Genomic DNA, 19,893 nt, shown 5'->3' with positions numbered 1-19,893 from the left:
CGGGAGAGAGGCAGGATCATGCTGACACTAGCGCACGCGCTCACGATTACGATGGAAACGCTGGCCGAAGGGCGGCGGCTGGGCTTTGCGCCGCTGGCCTGCGTGGTGCTCGATCGCGGCGGCCATGTGCTTGCCATGCTGCGCGACGAGAGCGCGTCGATCTACCGGCCGGAAATCGCGATGGGCAAGGCAGCGGGCTGCCTTGGCATGGGCTTTGGCGGGCGCGAACTGGCCAAGCGCGCGGCGGCGATGCCGATGTTCTTCAATGGCCTGCAAGCGGCGTTTCCCAATGGGATGCTGCCGGTGCCGGGCGGCGTGCTGATCCGTGATGGCGAGGGCAACCTGCTGGGCGCGGTGGGCGTGACGGGCGATACATCGGACAACGACGAGCTTTGCGCGCTGGCGGGGATTGCGGCGACGGGCCTCGTGGCGGACACCGGCGCATGAGCGGCACGCTGTTCACCGATGTGCGCGTGTTCGACGGCAGCGGCGCCGCGCTGTTTCCGGGCGAAGTGCTGGTGCGCGGAGATCGGATCGAGGCCGTGGCGCGCGGCGATGAACGCCTGCCGCGTGACGGCGTGGTCGTGGTCGAAGGCAAGGGGCGCACCCTCATGCCCGGCATGGTCGAGGCGCATGGCCACCTCACCTGGCCGACCTCCACCGAGCGCATGATCAACACGATGAAGCCGCTGCCCATCGAGCAGCACGTGCTTGTCACGGCGCAGAACGCGCGGATCACGCTGGAGGCCGGTTTCACCAGCGTCTATTCTGCGGGATCGCTCGGCGAGCGGATCGAGCCTGCCTTGCGTGACATGATCGACGCGGGGTTCATGCCCGGCCCGCGCCTGCGCGCCTCGGCGCTGGAAAAGGGCGCGGAAGGCGTGCTGGGCGTGCCTGCGGGGCATGATCCGACGCACCAGCGCGATATTCCGCACTTGCGTGACTATATCGCGCAGAAGAAGGCCGATGGCTGCGACACGATCAAGTTCCTGATGTCGAGCGATGAGGCCTTCCAGCCGGGCGGCTCGCAGACGCTGATGTATTCCGAAGAGGAAGCGCAGGCCATCGGCGCAGCAGCTTGCGAGGCGGGGATCTGGCTGGCGTGCCACGCGCAAGGCGCAGAGGCAGTGAAGCGCGCACTGCGCGCCGGTTTCCGCGCGATCTATCATTGCACCTATGCCGATGAGGAAGCGCTCGATCTGTTCGAGGCGAAGAAGGAGCAGACCTTTACCGCCCCTGCGGTCGGGCTGCTCTGGGCGCGGGCCTATGAAGCGCAGGATTTCGGTATCGGGCCGAAGGAAGCGGCCGAACTCGGCGCGCTCAAAGGCATCGAACTCGGCCAGCAGGTGATACCCGAGATGCGCAAGCGCGGCATTCGCGTGCTGCCGGGGGGCGACTACGGCTTCCCCTATAACCCGCACGGCCGCAACGCGCGCGATCTGGAGCACTTCGTCAATCTGTTCGGTTTTTCGCCGACCGAAGCGCTGGTTGCTGCCACGAAGCAGGGCGGTGAACTGGTCGGCTGGGATGTCGGGCAGGTGAAGGCGGGCTATCTGGCCGATCTGCTGCTGGTGGAGGGCGACCCCACCGCCGATGTCCGCATTCTGCAGGACAAACACAATCTTGCCGCCATCATGAAGGGCGGGCAATTCTTCAAACCACTTTGCGACACTGGAAGGGCCTCCGCATGAGCCGCGTCACCGAAATCCGCTATGTTGGCTATGCCGTCACCGACTTGGCCGCCGAGCGCGCCTTCTATGCTGACAGCTGGAAGCTGAAGGAAGTGAAGGACGCGGATGGCATGGTATACTTTGCCGCCGAGGGGCACGACGAGCTCTATGTCGTGCGGCTGCGGCAAGATGCCGTGCAGCGGGTCGATGTGATCGCGCTGGCCGCCGATACGCCCGCCGATGTCGATGCGCTTTATGCCAAAGTGCGCGATTATGGCTGCCAGATCGTGTGGGAGCCGAAGGAGCTGGCGCAGTTCGGCGGCGGTTATGGCTTCCGCTTCTTCTCGAAGGACGGCTTGCCTTACGAGATTTCGGCCGGGGTTGCGCGCGGCACGGCACGCCAAATCGCGGTGCGCGAGGCGATCCCCGAGCGGATCAGCCATATCGTGATGCATTCGCCCCGCCACCATGAGGAACTGGCGTTCTTCACCGATGTGCTGGGCTTCAAGGTGAGCGACTGGCTGGGTGATTTCATGGTGTTCCTGCGCTGCAACGAAGCGCACCACCGCCTTGCGTTCCTGCCGGGGCCGCCCTGCCTCAACCACGTGGCCTACGACATGGCCAATGTGGACGAGATGATGCGCGGGGTTGCGCGGCTCAAGCGGCAGAAGATCGATATCCGCTGGGGCCCGGGCCGTCATACGGCGGGGAACAACACGTTCAGCTATTTCACCACGCCCGCAGGCTTCGCGGTGGAATACACCGCCGAACTCGAAAAGGTCGATTTCGAGAACCATCAGGCGCAAGTGATCGCGCCCGCGCCCGAGATCATGGACCAGTGGGGCACCGGCGTCGGCGGCCCGCAGACCATGCCGCACCCCGCGCCCGATGCGGCGCTGTTCCAGCCGGCGGGGGTCTGATCCATGGCGTTGTTTCAGCCTTTCCCCAATTACATCTGGAACCTCTCGGTCGCCATCGCGATGGAAAACGGCGGGCGGATCGGCGAGATCGTCGACATGATCGAGCCGCTGCTCGCCAAAGCGCAGAGCGGCGCGGACGCGGGCACCGCCGATTTCATGGCCGAATGGGTCAAGATGGCGGACAAGCTGGTTGGCCTTGCAGAAGAAGACCTTGCGCTGGGACGCGAGTTTTCGGCAGGCGCGAAGCTCAAGCGCGCGACGATCTACTACCTGACCGGCGAGCGCATGCAGGCGCATGGATCGGCCGGGCGCGAGCAGACCTATGCCAAGGCGCTCGACAGCTTCCAGCGCGGGACGAAGTTTGCAGGCGATCCGCTGACGCGCGTGGAAATCCCGTATGAGGGCAAGCCCATCGTCGGCCTGTTCCACCGCGCCAATGTCGAAGGGCCAGCGCCGTGCGTGGTCTATTGCAACGGGCTCGACAGCATGAAGGAAATGCTGTGGCTGGGCGGCTTTCCCGAGGCGCTGGCGCAGCGCGGCATTCATACGCTGTGCGTCGATCAGCCGGGCACCGGCGAGGCGCTGCGGCTGCAAGGCCTTAATGCGACGCCGTACTCCGAACAGTGGGCTTCGAAGTGGGTGGATTGGCTGGAAACGCAGCCGGACGTCGATCCCAAGCGCATCGGCATGACCGGGATTTCGCTGGGCGGCCACTTTGCGCCGCGCGCGGTTGCTTATGAGCCGCGCTTTGCCAGCGGCGCGGCCTGGGGCGCGAACCACAATTGGCGCGAAGTGCAGGACAAGCGCATGGCGCGCGAGGGCGAGAACCCGGTGCCGCACTACTGGGGCCACGTCTACTGGGTGTTCGGCGCGAAGGACCACGCGGACTTCCTCGCCAAGAGCAACGACATGAACCTTAATGGTCATCTCGACCGGATCAAGGTGCCGTTTCTGGTGACGCACGGCGCGACGGACCGGCAAATCAGCGTGGACTATGCGCACCAGAGCTATGCGCAGCTGGTCAATTCGCCGCGCCGGGAACTGAAAATCTTCACCGCACGCGAAGGCGGGGTGGAGCATGTGGGGGCAGACAACATGAGTTTTGGCAATGATTACATTGCCGACTGGTTCGCCGACACGCTGGGAGGCCGCACCAAGGCCTGAGCGGCGCATTCCCCTAGGGACAGGCTGCTATTTCCGGCCTGTTTCTGGCATTAACCTTGCTGCGCCATCTTGCGTGCGCGGGGGGAAATGCGCGTGCCGGATCAGAAGACGCAGATCGTTGTCGTGGGCGGCGGCGCGGGCGGGCTTGAACTCGTGCGCAAGCTGGGTGCCAAGTATGGGCGCAAGAAGCACGACATCATCCTGATCGACCGCAACCTGACGCATATCTGGAAGCCGCTGCTGCACGAAGTGGCGGCAGGCTCGCTCGATGCCAATCTCGATGAAGTGGGTTATGGCGGCCACGCGGTGCGCTGGGGCTACCGGTTCTTTCAGGGCAGCATCGAAAGCATCGACCGCGAGCACCGCACGATCACCACCGCGCCGCTGCTGGATGAGCGCGGCGAGGAAGTGATCGGGCGGCACACCGTGCGTTATGATTATCTGGTGATGGCCATCGGCGGGATTTCCAACGATTTCGGCGTGCCGGGCGTGCGCGAACACGCGATGTTTCTGGAAGATCGGCCGCAGGCGGACAAGTTCCGCCAGAAGCTACTCAACGCCTGCCTGCGTACCAACCACGCGCACCACACCGGCAATCCCGATGCGCGGGTGCGCGTCAGCATCGTCGGTGGCGGGGCGACGGGCGTGGAACTGGCGGCGGAGCTTTACAACGCGGCAGGCGCGCTGCGGCACTACGGGCTGGAAGTTTTCGACGAGACCAAGCTGGAAGTTTCGCTGATCGAGGCGGGGCCGCGTATCCTGCCCGCGCTCGATGAGGCACTGGCCAGGACGGCGCGCGAGGAGCTGGAGAAGCTGGGCGTGCGGGTGCTGGAGCGCACGCAAGTGGTTAAGCTGGAGGACCGCGCGGTCCATACTGGCGACGGAAAGGTGATCGATGCGGACCTCATCGTCTGGGCCGCAGGGGTGAAGGGCGCGGAGGAAATCAAGACCATGAGCGATCTGGCGCTCACGCGCGGCAACCAGATCGTCGTGCGCCCGACGCTGCAAAGCGAGACCGACGAGCGGATCTATGCACTGGGCGATTGCGCTTCATGCCTGCTGCCGGGCAAGGAACGCCCGGTGCCGCCGCGCGCGCAGTCCGCGCACCAGATGGCGAGCCTGATCTTCACCAATCTCGTCCGCGCGCAGGCCGGGCAGCCGCTCAAGGACTTTGCCTACAGCGACCATGGCTCGCTGGTGTCGCTGAGCCGGTTTTCGACCGTGGGTAGCCTGATGGGCAACCTCGTCGGCGGGCGCATGTTCGTCGAAGGGCGGATCGCGCGGATGGTCTACAGGTCGCTCTACCGGATGCACCTGATTGCCATCCACGGCTGGTGGCGCGGGATCATGCTGATCGTAATCGGGCATGTGAACCAGATCGTGCGGCCAAGGCTGAAGCTGCACTGAGGTTTTAGCGTTCCTCCTCCAGCGTGACCGGACCCATCAGCCCCGAAGGCCGCAGGGGCGCGTCGGCGCGGTAGGTTTTGAGCGTGGTGAAGGTGATCGGCTTGGCACCGGGTTGGGCGTCCCCGATCAGGCGGTTGACCCACAAGTTGGTGATACGCACTTCCAGCGTGTTCGTGCCGGGCTTGGTCAGGCCAGTGAGATCGGCGCGGTAGGGCGGTTTCCAGAGGATACCGGCGGACTTGCCGTTGACCAGCACTTCAGCCACTTCGCGCACTTCGCCCAGATCGAGGACTAGATGCTTGCCGGCCTTGGCGGGCAGCTTGAAGGTCTGGCGATAAGTGGCGGTGCCTGAGAAATAGCGTAGGCCCGGATCGCTACTCTTTGACCAGTCGGCGAGTTGCGGCAGGACGGCGCTTTCAGGCGCGCCCCGGCGCGGCTGGAACGTGACGGTCCAAGGGCCGCTGAGCGTGCTCACGGGCGTCCGGACTGCAGCCGGGATCGTCATGCTGGCGGGGCCATCCTTGCGAAAAACGACGAAGCCGGACTGCCAAGGCTGCAGCGTCATCATGATCTCGGTGTGGCCGAAGGCAGACCAATAACCGATTGGTGAAGCCTTTCCCGAGGTGGCATCCCACCATTCTGCCGCCTTGCCGATAACATTGAAGGTGAGTGTAGTAGCCTCTACGCGATTCTTGCTGTTGGTGATGAAGTAGATATCTGCATCCGTCGTTTTGCGGTGAACGAACCGGACAGCGCTATCTGCTGCGGTCTTCAGGTAGAACATGTCTGGCGAGATGCCGAGCGCCATGAGGGCGATATCGGGATCGTGGCTGGCAAGGACGCGGCCCGCGCTGGTGTTGCCGCTCCACAGTGCGTCGGCGACGCGAGCGAACTCTGCGGCATCGTCCTGCAGGGCGGGCGACCCGGTGGGCTTCTCCCCAATCAGCGTTGCGCCAGCGCGCACCAGCGCGTCGATCCGCTTCAGCACCGCAAGGCTCATCCGCGCCGAACTTCCGCCGAGGTACAGCGCCTTGTAGCGCGCGCCGCTCTTGGCGACGAGGTCCGCGCCGTCGTTCGAAAGTTGGTTCAGCACCACATCCGGATTGACGAAATCGAAGGCATTGGCGGTGGGCAGATCGCCCGGCACGGCCTTGGCGAAGAGCGCGGTGAGGGGGGCTTCCTCGCCATAGAAATACGCCACATCTGCCACATTGCGGCCCTGCTGGAGCATAAAGCTGCTGCGGGCCATGTAATCGACCCAAGGCTTCGCCTGATCGGCCCAGGTTTCGAGGCGGTTGAAATACTGGCCGAAGATGAAGAGCGAGAAGCCGGGGGCCTTGTCCGTCAGCGGCTGGTGGACCGACGTGTGGATCACCGGGCGATTGACGCCGAGGGCAAACTCCATGTCGATCATCGGCTTGAGATCGCGCGGGGCGAAGGCCCACGGCTGGAGCGCCGCGGTGAGCGATTCCGCGGCGACGAGGTTCTGGCCATAGACGTGCGCCACCGATGCCGCGCCGCGCATATCGCCCTGATAGCTGGGCTGGGGCTGTCCGTTGGCCGTATCGTAGGACCACATCGCGGCCATCGGCACATCGGCGTTGCGCCGCATCGCCATGTCGTCACCGAGCGAGGGTCGCTTGTCTTCCAGCGCTTCGGAATAGTGGATCAGGCCGCGCTTGTGGGCTTCCTCGGCGATGGTCTTGTAGTGCGCATCGGCCATCAGATCGGCGAGGGTCTGGCGGTAATCATGCAGGAACGCGTCGGTGCGCGCCGGACTGCCGAGTATCGCGCCGGTGAGCGCGGGGAGCCACGGCACCGGATCATAGCCGCGCCGCGCCTTGAATTCGCTGACCAGTGCGGGCGTCCAGTTGCTCGCGCCGACTTCGATGCTGTCGTTCAGCAGGGCGCGCACGCCGCGCGTGCCGATCATGTCCGGCCCTGCGGCATCGATATAGGTGTCGAGGTAGGTGTTGACGTAGCGGCGCACCGCATCGGCATCGAACTTGTCGACTTCAAGGCCGGTCGCTTCGGGCGGTGCGGGGTGGTTTTCGGTGCCGGTGAGGCTGTAGCCCATGCGCAGCACGCGCCAGCTGCCCTTGGGCGGCGTCCAGTCCAGCGAGCCATCGGGCTTCATGCGGCTGGTGAGGTCGATCACCGCCGCTTCCGGAACGGCGGGTGCATCGGGTGTGGGGATCGCGCCATAATCGAGCGTGGTGGCGAACCCGGCCTTTTCCTCGACGCGGTGCGTGCGCGCAGTGGCGGAGAACGACAGTTCCGACACGGTCACATGCGGCGCAGCGCCGCTCATGAAGCCGGGGAATACGGGAAACTCGACGCCCGGCGCGGGCTGGGTCGGCAGGCCAAAGCCCGTCGGGTCGGGCAGGAAGCGCACCCGCAGCGCCTTGGCGGTCACGGCGGGGAAAGTGATCGTGTACTGTGCTGAAGTGCCGGTAGGGAAGCGGGCGACTTCGCGGAAACTGGTGCCATCGTCGCTCGCTTCGAGAACGGGGGCAAACCTTGCAGCGCTGAACAGCGAGACCGGCGGGGTTGCGAGCGTGGCCGAGCGGATGACTTGCGGCACGGCGAAATCGGCGCGGACCCAGCCCGGCGGCGCAGCGGGATCGGCCGGCACTTCGATGAAGGTTGCCTGCCTGCCATCGGTGAGCCGTCCGGCCTCGATCGGACCTGACGCGGCGGTATAGACCGGCGCGAGCGGGGCCGCGGTTTCGGGGACGGCGAAGACGTAAGTATCGCGGTAGAGCTGCGGCAGGTCGGTCTTGGGCTGTGCAACGCCGATCTCGGGCTGCATGCCGAGGTCCTGAAACGGTCCGGTGACCGAGGGCGGCGGGGCGAGCTTGCCCTTGAAGCGCTTGCCTCCGGTGACGCGCGTTTCGGACCAGACGAGCTTCTTCATGCCGTCTTCGGGCTTCACCCAAGGTCCGCCGCTCTCGCTCCAGCCCGGCGAGGCGGCAATGGCGAGTTCTAGGTCGAGCTTGTCGGCGGCTTGCGCGGCGGTGCGGAAGGCGTGCTTCCATTCCGGCGTCATGTAGACGAGGCGCTTTTCGACCACTTGCGGCGTTTGCAGCTGCGCGTCGAACGTCTGCACACCGCCGATGCCGATGCGCTTCATCCATTCGAGATCGAGCCGGATGCCTTCTTCGGTGACGTTGCCGTTCATCCAGTGCCACCAAACGCGCGGGCGGGCGGAGGCGGGGGGATCGCGGAAGGCTTCGGCCAGCGGGTCAGAGGCTTGCTGGGCATGCAGCGGGGCGAGCGCGCTGCCTGCAAGGAGAAGCGCTCCGAGGAGCCGGATGGGGGCCTTGTGCATTGCTCGTCTCCCGCGCGGAAAATCGTTCGTTATGATCATTTGTGATTGGTTTGATCAAAAACGCGCAAAGAGTGCAAGCGAAATCACGGCAAGGGGCGCTTGCCGGTGGCGGATTGCTTGGTGTGCTGGTGAAGCCTTACTTTCCGGGCCACCATGTCAGCGTGTGCACATCGTGGGCGGACGTCCACACGCCCTTGGGGGTCCAGCGCAGCGCACCGCTGCCGACGGGTTTGCCGATGCGGCTGAGGATGGCGTTCGTCTGGGCGTCGATCATCACGTATTCCTGATCGTCGGTGGTGCGCAGCCAGACTTTGCCCGTGCCGGTATCGATATCGCCCCACTTGAGGTTGTCACCCACCTTGATGCGCGCGGTGACGGCCATCGTGGCGGGATCGATCCTGGCGACGGTACCATCGCCCTGCTCCTGCACCCAGACCGCGCCTTCGCCCGCGACGAGGAAGCCGGGCAGCTTGCCGAGCGGCGCGGTGCCGGTGACGCTATTGGTGGCGGGATCAATGCGCTGGAGGAGCTGTTCCTTGGCGCTGACCGCCCAGAGCGCGCCGAGGCCGTAGCTGAGATACCAGGTGCCGGGGGCGACCGCGATGGTGGCGGCGACCTTGTTGGTGCCCGGATCGATGCGCGCGACCTTGCCGCTGGCGTCAGACCCGATCCATACCGATCCCGCGCCCGTCACGGTGTTGAGTTCGCCTTCCATCTGGTTGGCGATGCCGCTGGAGATGACGGCGAGGAGCTTGCCGGTCTTGATGTCGATGCGCTTGACCGCATTCTCGGGGCAATCGGCGACCCAGAGCGCGCCGAAATCGATGCTCATGCCGCCGCAGGGACGGCCCATCGGGGCCTCGGCCTGCTTGCCCTTCACCGACCACTGCTCGACGCGGCCCTTGTTGGTAGCCCAGACGGTTTCGCCATCGATGGCGAGAAAATCCGCGAAACCGGGGACGACCTGAACGTGCGGCTTGGGCTGGGCCTCAGCATGGGCCGCTACGGGCAGGAGGATTGCTGCAAGCAGCAGGGTCTTGAGGGTTTGCATCGGGTATGCTCCTTCAGCTCTTCTGCGCGATATAGGCGCGCCAGCCGCCGAGGTGGGTGATGTCTTCCGCGCCCGCGATTGCGCGGGGTTCGGCGACGAAACCCTTGACGCTGGTGCCATCGGCCAGCGTCACCGTGCCAATGGCGAGCGGGGCGGGGACTTCCACGGTGAAGCTGCCGAATTCGGCCACGCCGAGTTCATAGACTTCGACCGCGATTGAACCGCCGCCATCGGCGCTGTGGATCAGCGCGGGCTTTGGCGGCACGCTGTCGGCCATGGCGTAGAGCTTGTACGTGGGTGCGGTGTGGGTGGCTTCCACGAACTGCGCCTCGCGCGAGGTGAGCTGCCAGTGGAGCGGCATGTCCTTGAGGTGCGCGCCGACGACGGCGAGTTTGACGGTCTGCATGACGGACTCCAGATCGAGCGGGGGCGGCGGGGCGAGATCGGCCTTGGCCAGATAGGCGTCGGCGAGGTTGAGCAGCGCGCGGTCGGTATCGGCGGGACCGATCAGGGTGATGCCGAAGCCGGTGCGGTTGTGGCGCGTGCCCGCCGGAACCGCGAGCGCGGCCATGTCGAGCAGGTTCACGAAATTGGTGTAGGCACCAAGATTGCTGTTGAGCGCGATGGGCGCGGCGGCGAGTTCGGCCACGCGATAGGTCGTGCCGGTGGTGGGGAAGGCCATCGCGTCGATTTCGCCCCACAGCAGATCGGCGTGGCGCTTCAGCTCGGCGAGGCGGTAGATGCCCTCGAAGGTCTCGACGGCGGTCTTGTCCCACCCGGCTTCGACCACGGCGCGGACCGTGGGATCGACAGCATCGGGGGTGGTTTTCAGAATATGCGCTATCGCGGCGGTGCGTTCGGCGACCCAGGGGCCGCCATAGAGCAGCTGGGCGGCTTCCTGCAGTGGGGCGATGTCGATTTCGACGATCTCGGCAAAGCTGGCGAGGTGATCCAGCGCGCGGTCGTAGAAGTATTCCGATTCCGCATCGCCGAACCACTGGCGCTGGCGGCGATAGGGCACACCGATGCGGGCAGGCGCAAGGGCACGGTCTGCCAGCGGCTTGGACCACGGATCGGCGGGATCGAACCGGGTGAGCACGCTATCGACAAGCGCGGCTTCGGCGGTGGTTTGTGCAAAGACGGTGACGCAATCGATCGAGCGGCAGGCGGGAACGACGCCGTGCGTGCTCCAGCGGCCTTTGGTGGGCTTGAACCCGATCAGCTGGTTGAAAGCGGCGGGCACGCGGCCCGAGCCGGCGGTATCGGTGCCGAGCGCAATCGGCACGAGCCCGGCGGCGACCGCGATGGCCGAACCCGAGCTCGAACCGCCACTGACATAGGCGCGGTTGAAGGCGTTGCGCGGAATGCCATAGGGGCTGCGTGACCCCACAAGGCCGGTGGCGAACTGATCGAGGTTGGTCTTGCCCATGCAGATCGCGCCCGCAGCGGCAAGGCGCTGGGTGACGGTGGCAGAGGCTTCGGGCGTATAGGCAAAGGCGGGGCAGGCGGCGGTGGTTTCGAAGCCCTCGACGTCGATGTTGTCCTTGGCGGCATAGGGCACGCCCGCCAGCGGCAGATGTTCGCCCGCAGCGATGCGCGCATCGACGGCGCGGGCGGCGGCGAGGGCTTGGTCGGCATTCGCGCGGCTGATCCAGACTTGCGGCTGAACCCGATCATAGGCGGCGATGCGGGCGAGGGCTGCTTCGATTTGCGCGACGGCGGTTGTTTCGCCGGATTGGACTGCGGCGGCGATCTGGGCGGCGTTCATACCGTGCGCCTCAGGGCAAGCATCGGGGAGCCGGGCTGGAGCGACTGCTTCTCCTTGATGTAGAGCGCCTCGATCGTGCCGGTGCCGGGGCTTTCGACCGGGCATTCCATCTTCATCGCCTCGATCACCGCAATGGTATCGCCCGCCTGCACCGCGTCTCCGGCGGCGACGAGCAGCTTCCACACGCTGCCGCCGAAGGGGGCTTCGATGAGGTCTGTGCCATCAGGGACTTGCGTTGCACCCATCGCGGGCGCGTCAGTTTCGGCCAGATCGGTCACGCGGTCAAATTCGCCGCGCGCCTGCCAATCGGCGCGTTCGGCGTCGAAGGCGGACTGGCGGTTCGCTTCGAAGGTGGCGATGGCGTCTGCGTTGTCCGCAAGGAACTGGCGGTAATCGGCAAGGCGGAACTCGCTGGGCTCGATCCTGAGCGCGCGGCGTCCGGCGGGGAATTCGCGCCGCCACTCCACCAGCTCTTCGGCGCTGACGGGATAGAAGCGGATCTGGTCGAAGAAGCGCAGGAGCCACGGCTTGCCGTCGGTGAAGGCGTCGGTCTGCTTGTAGGTGTTCCACACCTGCACGGTGCGGCCGAACAGCTGGTAGCCGCCCGGGCCTTCCATCCCGTAGATGCACATGTACGCGCCGCCGATGCCGACGACATTGGGCGGGGTCCAGGTGCGCGCGGGGTTGTACTTCGTCGTCACGAGGCGGTGGCGCGGATCGACCGGCGTCGCGACCGGCGCGCCGAGGTAGACGTCGCCGAGGCCCATGACGAGGTAGTTGGCCTCGAAGATCAGGTTCTCGACCGCCGCCACATCGGGCAGGCCATTGATGCGCCGGATGAATTCGATGTTGTCCGGGCACCACGGTGCATCGTCGCGCACGGCGGCGATGTACTTCTCGATCGTCTCCAGCGTGGCGGGATCGCGCCACGAGAGGGGGAGGTGGACGATGCGGCTGGGGATGGTGAAGTCCGCCAGATCGCCAAGGCGTTCTTCGGCGGCGATCAGCGCGGCAAGCGCGCTGGCCTGATTGAGCGCCTTGCCATCAAAGTGCAATTGCAGCGAGCGAATGCCGGGCACGATATCGATTACGCCGGGCAGGGCCTGACGCTCAAGCTCGACCATGAGCGCGTGGACACGGATGCGCAGTTCGATGTCGAGCACGATCTGGCCGTATTCGACGAGGATGTTGCGGTCGCCCTGCTGGCGGTAGATCGTGCGCGGGCGGCCTCCTGCCGCGGGGGTTTCGGCGAGGATCGGGGAGAGGTGCGCAATGGGGCGATCCGGCACGGGGCCAGGCAGCGTACCTTGGGTGAGCAGGCGTTGCTGGTCGGCATCGGCAGCGGCGGCATCGGCGATGGTGACCGGGGCGAAGCGCAGGCGATCACCGGGGACGAGCTGGCCCAATTTCCAGCGATCCGCCGCGATCACCACGAACGGGCACACGAACCCGCCGAGCGAGGGGCCGTCCGGGCCGAGGATGATCGGCATGTCCCCGGTGAAATCGACCGCGCCGATGGCATAAGGGTTGTCGTGGATGTTCGAGGGGTGCAGCCCCGCCTCGCCGCCGTCCTTGCGCGCCCAGTGCGGCTTGGGGCCGATCAGGCGCACGCCGGTGCGGTTCGAATTGTAGTGCACCTGCCATTCGGCTGCGACGATCATCGCGATATCGTCAGGGGTGAAGAAATCGGGCGCGCCGTGCGGGCCGTAGAGGACGCGCAGGGTCCATTCCTGCCCAAGCGGCGGAATGGCGGTGGCGGCAAGCGGCGCTTCGGCAGGTTCATCGCCGAAGTGCAGCACATCCCCCGCGACAAGGCGGCGCGCGGCGTGGCCGCCGAACTGGCCGAGTTCAAACGTGGCGCGGCTACCGAGGTAGGGCGCGATATCGAGCCCGCCCGCGAAGAGCAGATAGCCGCGCATCCCGCCGCCCGAGGTGCGCCCCATGGCGAGTGTCTGGCCTGCGGCGACGGTGATCGCCTGCCCGCGCGGGACGGGAACACCATCGAGAGTCGCGCTGAAGTCTGCGCCGGTCAGCGCGATCTTTGCAGGCGCCGTGAAGGCAAGGGTCGGGCCGGAATGGGTGAGTTCAAGGCCTGCCGTGCCTTCCGCATTGCCGAGCAGGCGGTTGCCGAGGCGGAACGACTGGTCGTCCATCGGGCCTGAAGGCGGCACGCCGACCGCCCAGAGGCGCTGGCGGCCCGGCCAGTCCTGCACCGTGGTGGCGGTTCCGCCGCTGATCACGCGAACGCTGCGCGGGGCATAGGCAATCGCATCGAGGACGCGGGTGGAAACTTCGCCGCTGGTGAAGGCGGGCGTGCGGACAACATCGCGCAGCCAGCGCAAGTTGGTCTCGATGCCGTCGATGCGCGTTTGCCCGAGCGCGGCTTGCATCGCGGTGACGGCCAGATCGCGGGTGGGCGCGTGGACGATCAGCTTAGCGAGCATGGGATCGTACCATGCGCTGACTTCGCTGCCGCCCATCACCCAGGTTTCGGTGCGAATGTCGGCGGGAAATTCCACCGCCGTCAGTGTGCCGGAAGTGGGGCGGTAATCGAGCGCCGGGTCTTCGGCATAGAGGCGGACTTGCACCGAATGGCCGTTGGGCACTGTCGGCGCGGCATCGAGGAAGCTGAAATCGCCCGCGCCGCCGCGCACCATCCATTCCACGAGATCGAGGCCCATGACCATCTCGGTCACGCCGTGTTCGACCTGCAGGCGGGTGTTCATTTCGAGGAAGTAGAATTGCTGCCGCTCGGCATCGTAGAGGAATTCGACCGTACCGGCGGAGCGATAGCGCGCGGCCTCACCCAGCCGGATCGCGGCGGCGTAAAGCTCTTGCCGGATGTGTTCGGGCAGGAGCGGGGCGGGGGCTTCTTCCACCACCTTCTGGTTGCGGCGCTGGAGCGAGCAATCGCGTTCGCCCAAGGCTATGACGCGCCCCTCGCCATCGCCGAAGATCTGCACCTCGACATGGCGGGCGCGGCGCACGTAGCGTTCAAGGAACACGCCCGCATCGCCGAAATTGCTCTGGCCGAGGCGGGCGACGGTGGCGAAGCCCTCCTTCACATCGGCCTGCGTTTCGCACACGCGCATGCCGATGCCGCCGCCACCAGCGGTGGCCTTGAGCATCACCGGGAAGCCGATTTCGTTGGCGGCGGTGAGGGCGTCCTTTTCGCTGGTCAACAGATCGGAGCCGGGGGCGAGCGGCACGCCGTGGGCCTTGGCCAGCGCGCGGGCGCTGTGCTTGAGGCCGAACTGGCGAATGTTATCGGGCGTTGGGCCAATGAACACGATCCCGGCAGCCGCGCAGGCCTCGGCAAAATCGGTGTTCTCGGCCAGAAAGCCATAGCCGGGGTGGATCGCGCCCGCACCGGTCGCCTTGGCGGCGGTGAGGATCGCCTCGATGTTGAGGTAGCTTTCCGATGGCCGCGCGCCGCCGATGCAGATGGCTTCGTCTGCCTCCGAGACATGGAGCGAGCCGGCATCGGCCTCAGAATAGACCGCGACCGAGCGCAGACCCATGCGGCGCAAGGTGCGGATGATCCGGGTGGCAATGGCGCCCCGGTTGGCAATGAGGACGGTGTCAAAAGGCATCGTTGAGGGACCACTCATTGCTCCCCTCCCCGGTGGGGAGGGGGTGGGGGAGGGGGTTCGGCCTGTCCGGTAAGCGCTGCGCGCCCCCACCCGGCCTCCCCCGAGCGGGGGAGGGGAAGTGAAGTGGAGGTTGAGCGCGCGCCTCGGCTCATACCGCGATGATCATGCGCACGGGCGTCGGGTTGAAGCCGTTGCAGGGGTTGTTGATCTGCGGGCAGTTGGAGACGACGACGATCACATCCATCTCGGCCTTGAGATCGACCGTGAGGCCGGGCGCGGAAATGCCGTCGACGATGCCGAGCGCGCCATCTGCTTCCACCGGCACGTTCATGAAGAAGTTGATGTTCGCCACGATATCGCGCTTGCCGCGCCCTTCGGTGAGGTTGGCCTCAAGGAAGTTTTCGACGCAGGCGTGCTGGACCTTGGTGTGGTGGCCATAGCGCAGCGTGTTGCTTTCGCAGCTGCAAGCACCGCCGATGGTATCGTGGTATTCGACCGTGGTCGCCGCGATGGTCATCATCGGGCGGCCCTCGTTGGAGCGCAGCACGGTGCCGGTGCGCAGGAAGAGGTTGCCCTGCGCTGCGACGGTATCCTGCGCGCTGTACCGCTCGCAGTCGTCAGCTTCGCTGTAGAGCAGGAAATCGACCGCCTGATTGCCTTCAAGATCGACTATGCGCAGCGTCTGGCCCTGCTTGATGTGATGGATCCAGGGCGCGCGGGCGGGAACGACTTCGTCGTGGACGATATCGTCGGGGAGGCCGTCGAAATGCGGATCGCGGTTCTGCATGGGGCTGCCTCCTTACCGGCGGTAATAGTCTTCGACGTTGAGGAAGGCGCGCAGGCCCTCTGGCGTCGCGGTGCGGATGGGATCGTCTTCGGCGGCAACTCGCCCGCGCCACGCCGTCGCGCGCAACGGCGTGACGGTGTATTCAGGGCGCGGATCGAGCACGTGGGGGACGTTGGCGATCACCACGATGACGTCCATCTCCGCGCGCAGGACGACTTCGCGGCCCGGCGCGAACGGGCCGATCTGCGGTTCGATCGTGCCATCATCGGCTATCCGCGCGCCCTTGAACAGAGTGACGGCGGCATGGATATCGCGGCGCTGAAGGCCGTGCTTGGCCGCGCCGAGCAGGAAGCGGTCGCGGCCGTTGGGGAACTGCCCGCTGTTGCGCCCGTCGCCATATTTTGCAGCATTGGTATGGGCGTTGGAGGTGCCGGAGAAGGTATCGTGCGTGCCGCCGGTGGTGTCTTCCACCAGGCTCATCAGCACGCGGCCCATGTCCGAAAGCAGGAATTTGCCCTTGGCCAGATAGGCGTTCCACTGGATCTTCACCGTGTCGGCAAAGCTGTAGCGCTCGGTCGGCATTTCGGCGTTGAAGATCTGCAAGCTGGCGCAGGCATCGCCCTTCGTGTCGATCAGGCGCAGGCGGCTGCCGCGCGGCAGGCGGCGGGTGGCATAGCCGCCGGGGGCGAGGGTCTCTTCCCAGAGCAAGTCGGACGCGGGGACACCTTCGGGCAGATCAGGCGCGGCGGGCGGGAGGATCGGCATCGCCTCGACGACGGTGCCGCCCTGTGCGCGCGCATGATCGCGGGCGGCGTTCGGGTTAGCGAGAGCAGAAGTCATGCGGCGGCTCCCTGCGGCGCATCGCCTTCCGGCTCATAGAGCTGCGGAAGGAGCGCGGTGGTGGTGACGAGTTCGAGCTGCTGGACCCCGCGCACCCGGCGCAGCGCATCCGACAGATCCTTGAGGCGGGCGGCAGGGCCTTGCACCAGCAGCACTTCAAGCGACTGGTCATCTTCAAGGAAGACGTGCTGCGAGGAGATCACTTCCTTGAGATAGTGCGCCTGCGTCTGCGCCAGCTGGTGCCGCACGCGGCCGCGCTCGCCTTTATAGACCAGCGTGATCGTGCCCGCGAGCATCTCGTCGGGCCGGGTGAACGCCTCGTGCGCGGCGAGGGCGTGGCGGATCAGCTCGGCCATGAGCTGCGAGCGCGAAGGGAGCTGGCGCTCCATCACCATCATGTCGAGCTTGCGGAACAGTTCGGCGGGGAGGCTCATGCTGAGCCGGGCGAGGCCGGGGGTTTCGGGTGTCATTGCCATTCCTCTCAATGCGAGGCCGCGACAGGTTGGGTTTCGGGTGTGGGGGCAGGCACGGGCGGCCCGCGCAAGGGCAGGTCGTAGACCGCGGTCGCGCCGTAGCGGTGCGGCGCGTGGGGATCATGGCGGCGCTTGTCGAGCGCGAGGACCCGGGTGCCGAGCGTGAAGGCTTCCTTGATGTCGTGCGTGACCATCACGATGGTGAGGCCATAATCGCGCCACAGCCGGGTGATCAGACCGTGCATATCAGCCCGGATGCCGGGATCGAGCGCGCCGAAGGGTTCATCGAGCAGCAGGATGCGCGGCCGCTTGATCAGCGCCTGCGCGATGGCGAGGCGCTGCTGCATGCCGCCCGACATCTGTGCCGGGTAAAGGTGCAGGCTATCGGCAAGGCCGACGGCTTCGAGCATCTGGGTCGCTTCGGCTTCGGCCTTCCGGCGGGCGCTGCCGAACAGGCGCGCGGCGAAGGGCGCGGCGGGGCATTCGAGGCCGAAGGTGACGTTGCCGAGCACGGTCATATGCGGGAACACCGAGTAGCGCTGGAACACCACGCCGCGATCGGGGCCGCATTCGGCCTTGAGCGGCTGGCCATCGAGCAGCACCTGGCCGCGTGTCGGCGCTTCCTGCCCGAGGATGAGGCGCAGCAGGCTGGACTTGCCCGCGCCGGATGGGCCGATGATCGAGAGGAACGCGCCTTCGGGAACGTCGAGGTTGACCTTTTCGAGCACGACCTTGTCGCCGTATTCGACCCAGACGTTCTTGAGCGAGAGGAGCGCGTTCATCGGCCTGCTCCGTGCGCCCAGGGAAACGCGCGGCGGCTGATCGCGGCGAGCGTCACGTCCATCAGGATGGCGAGCAGCGCGATCCACGCGACGTAGGGGATGATCACATCCATCGCGAGATAGCGGCGGACTAGGAAGATGCGGTAGCCAAGGCCGATATCGGAGGCGACGGCTTCGGCGGAGATGAGGAACACCCACGCGGGTCCGAGCGCGAGGCGGATCGCCTGCAGAAGGCGCGGCATCGCCTGCGGCAGCGCCACGCGGGCGATGATCTGCCACGAATTGGCGCCTAGCGTCTCGGCCTTGATGATCTGTTCGCGCGGCAGGCTCATTACGTGCGCGGCAATGTCGCGGATCATCACGGGCGCGACGCCGATGGCGATGAGCACGACTTTGGACGTCTCACCAAGGCCCAGCGCGATGAACAGGATCGGCAGCAGCGCAATCGGCGGGATGACAGCGATGCCGGTGACCAGCGGGCTGAGCGCGGCCCGCACCGGCGGCAGCGCGCCGAGCAGCAGGCCAAGGACCAGCGCAAACAGCGTCGCGATGCCAAGGCCAAGGCCGAGCCGCTGGAGGCTGGCGATGGTATCGGCCCAGAACACTAGCTGTCCGGTCAGCGGATCGGGCGTGGTGAGCAGATCGCCTAGCGCCTTGGCCATGCCCGAAGGCAGCGGGAAGATCTTGTCCGAAGGATTGGCGGCGTGGCGCTGCGCGGCGATCACCACATAGCCGATCAGCAGGGCGATGATCGGTGCACCCCCCGCAATAAGCCGGTCGCGCCTGGAAAGGTGCCAATTGATCCAGCGCATGGGCTCAGATCTTCCCGTCTGCCGCGAGCTTCATGTAGCTGTCGTCGAAGCGCAGGGTGACATGGGCTGCATCGCCCAGCGTCTTGCCGCCGGGGAAGGCGATGCCGACCGCGTCGGCCGAAGCAGCGCCCTTGAACAGGCCCTTGGAGAAGCTGAAATCGCGCACGCGGGTCATCGTCGCGACGAGCGCGGGAGACTGCGCGGCGGCGACGGCAGCCTTGGGATCGTTGTAGAGGAAGGTGGTCTTGAGCTGGCTGTCGAATGTTTCTGGCGAAGACCCGGCGAGCTTGGCCATCGCGGCGCGGGCGGCCTTTCCTTGGTCGTCCTGCCGCATCATCAGCTGCACCGTGTCGTACCAGATGCCTGCGAGCGCCTTGCCGAGATCGGGATTGGCCTTGAGCGTGGCCGTATCGACGACGAGGAGATCGAGGATCTCGCCCGGAATGTCGGCGGAGGAGAACACCTGCGTAGTCCCGGCCTGCGCGCGCATCACCGAAAGCTGCGGGTTCCACGCGACGGCGGCGGTCACATCCGCGCTGGCGAAAGCGCCGACGATATCGGCGTCGGCGGTGTTGACCGTCTTCACGTCGGTCATCGCCATGCCGCCCTTTTCCAGCGCGCGGGCGAGGAGATAGTGCGAGACGGACAGCTCGACGAGATTGATTGAACGGCCCTTGATCGCGGAGAGGTTCGCGGCGCCCTTGAGCAGGACGCCGTCGTTGCCGTTGGAATAATCGCCAAGGATGACCGCGGTCGTGTCCTTGCCGCCCGCTGCCGGGATCGTCAGCGCGTCCATGTTCGCAAGCGTGACGCCGTCCAGCTTCCCAGCTGTGTACTGGTTTATCGATTCGACGTAGTCGTTGACCTGAACGACCTTGATCTTGACGTGGTACTTGTCTTCCCACTTCTTCACGATACCGGACGCTTGCGCATAGGGCCACGGCATCCAGCCAGCATAGATCGACCAGCCGATGCTGAATTCGGTCTTCTTTTCAGCTACACTACTGCCGCCGCCGCCTGAACAGCCCGAGAGTGCGAGCGTTGCTGCCATGGCCACGATCAGGAGAGAGCCGGTTTTTGCCCGGTGGCGCGATGGCCTGGGGAGGGTGAACACGAGTCTGTCTCCTTTCGCAGTGCAGCATTGCGAGAAGCGGATCGCTTGTCCATGGAAAAATGTTACGTTCGATAAAAAACGTAATACCACCCCTCAATGGGTGCGGGGAGGACGGGCGAATCAGGCGTCAGTGTGGCCAGAATCCGCCGATTCAGCGCAGGCATTGATGGTCTTCAGTGTG

15 protein-coding genes are annotated in these 19,893 nt (G+C 65.9%); 5 read left to right on the top strand and 10 right to left on the bottom strand.

Annotation, left to right across the window (positions count from 1 at the left end; genetic code table 11):
• Nucleotides 1–18: 18 nt before the first annotated feature.
• From CFE35_RS10670 to CFE35_RS10650, 5 genes are all read left to right on the top strand, one after another.
• Complete coding sequence (locus CFE35_RS10670) at nt 19–447, top strand: heme-binding protein (protein WP_292930578.1); 429 nt, start codon at nt 19–21, stop codon at nt 445–447.
• The gene (locus CFE35_RS10665) at nt 444–1,691 is read left to right on the top strand and encodes an amidohydrolase family protein (RefSeq protein WP_292930577.1); all 1,248 of its coding nucleotides are present in this window, start codon (nt 444–446) and stop codon (nt 1,689–1,691) included. Before CFE35_RS10670 ends, CFE35_RS10665 begins: the two co-directional genes overlap by 4 nt.
• On the top strand, nt 1,688–2,590 hold the full coding sequence (locus tag CFE35_RS10660; protein WP_292930576.1) for a VOC family protein: 903 nt from the start codon (nt 1,688–1,690) through the stop codon (nt 2,588–2,590). The genes CFE35_RS10665 and CFE35_RS10660 overlap by 4 nt, the downstream gene beginning before the upstream one ends.
• 3 nt (nt 2,591–2,593) lie before the next feature.
• Nucleotides 2,594–3,754 (top strand): alpha/beta fold hydrolase, encoded by a 1,161-nt coding sequence (locus tag CFE35_RS10655; protein ID WP_292930575.1) that lies wholly within the window; start codon nt 2,594–2,596, stop codon nt 3,752–3,754.
• An 87-nt stretch (nt 3,755–3,841) separates the two neighbouring features.
• On the top strand, nt 3,842–5,161 hold the full coding sequence (locus tag CFE35_RS10650) for an NAD(P)/FAD-dependent oxidoreductase (protein ID WP_292930574.1): 1,320 nt from the start codon (nt 3,842–3,844) through the stop codon (nt 5,159–5,161).
• A gap of 4 nt (nt 5,162–5,165) precedes the next feature.
• Here CFE35_RS10650 and CFE35_RS10645 read toward each other — a convergent pair whose 3' ends face one another.
• The 10 genes from CFE35_RS10645 to CFE35_RS10600 all read right to left on the bottom strand — a co-directional run bounded on the left by CFE35_RS10645 (nt 5,166) and on the right by CFE35_RS10600 (nt 19,649).
• Nucleotides 5,166–8,492 carry a glycosyl hydrolase gene (locus tag CFE35_RS10645; RefSeq protein WP_292930573.1) on the bottom strand — a complete coding sequence of 1,109 codons (3,327 nt, stop codon included), beginning with the start codon at nt 8,490–8,492 and terminating at the stop codon, nt 5,166–5,168.
• A gap of 136 nt (nt 8,493–8,628) precedes the next feature.
• Entirely contained in the window at nt 8,629–9,543 is a 915-nt protein-coding gene (locus CFE35_RS10640) for a YncE family protein (protein WP_292930572.1), read from the bottom strand.
• A 13-nt stretch (nt 9,544–9,556) separates the two neighbouring features.
• A complete protein-coding gene (gene atzF / locus CFE35_RS10635; protein ID WP_292930571.1) occupies nt 9,557–11,311 on the bottom strand; it encodes an allophanate hydrolase in 1,755 nt (584 codons plus the stop codon).
• On the bottom strand, nt 11,308–14,904 hold the full coding sequence (gene uca, locus CFE35_RS10630; protein ID WP_292930653.1) for an urea carboxylase: 3,597 nt from the start codon (nt 14,902–14,904) through the stop codon (nt 11,308–11,310). The genes atzF and uca overlap by 4 nt, the downstream gene beginning before the upstream one ends.
• 148 nt (nt 14,905–15,052) lie before the next feature.
• Nucleotides 15,053–15,691, bottom strand: coding sequence for an urea amidolyase associated protein UAAP2 (locus tag CFE35_RS10625; RefSeq protein WP_292930570.1), 639 nt, complete (start codon nt 15,689–15,691; stop codon nt 15,053–15,055).
• Between the two features lie 12 nt (nt 15,692–15,703).
• Nucleotides 15,704–16,531 carry an urea amidolyase associated protein UAAP1 gene (locus tag CFE35_RS10620; protein WP_292930569.1) on the bottom strand — a complete coding sequence of 276 codons (828 nt, stop codon included), beginning with the start codon at nt 16,529–16,531 and terminating at the stop codon, nt 15,704–15,706.
• The gene (locus tag CFE35_RS10615; protein WP_292930568.1) at nt 16,528–17,001 is read right to left on the bottom strand and encodes a CopG family ribbon-helix-helix protein; all 474 of its coding nucleotides are present in this window, start codon (nt 16,999–17,001) and stop codon (nt 16,528–16,530) included. Before CFE35_RS10615 ends, CFE35_RS10620 begins: the two co-directional genes overlap by 4 nt.
• 11 nt (nt 17,002–17,012) lie before the next feature.
• Nucleotides 17,013–17,786 (bottom strand): ABC transporter ATP-binding protein, encoded by a 774-nt coding sequence (locus CFE35_RS10610; protein ID WP_292930567.1) that lies wholly within the window; start codon nt 17,784–17,786, stop codon nt 17,013–17,015.
• Nucleotides 17,783–18,598, bottom strand: coding sequence for an ABC transporter permease (locus CFE35_RS10605; protein WP_292930566.1), 816 nt, complete (start codon nt 18,596–18,598; stop codon nt 17,783–17,785). Before CFE35_RS10605 ends, CFE35_RS10610 begins: the two co-directional genes overlap by 4 nt.
• A 4-nt stretch (nt 18,599–18,602) precedes the next feature.
• Entirely contained in the window at nt 18,603–19,649 is a 1,047-nt protein-coding gene (locus CFE35_RS10600) for a putative urea ABC transporter substrate-binding protein (protein ID WP_292930652.1), read from the bottom strand.
• Between the last annotated feature and the right edge of the window lie 244 nt (nt 19,650–19,893).

Source organism: Novosphingobium sp. PASSN1 (assembly GCF_002278815.1).
Note: the sequence above shows the minus strand (reverse complement) of the source record. Positions and strands in the feature narration are given on the sequence as shown.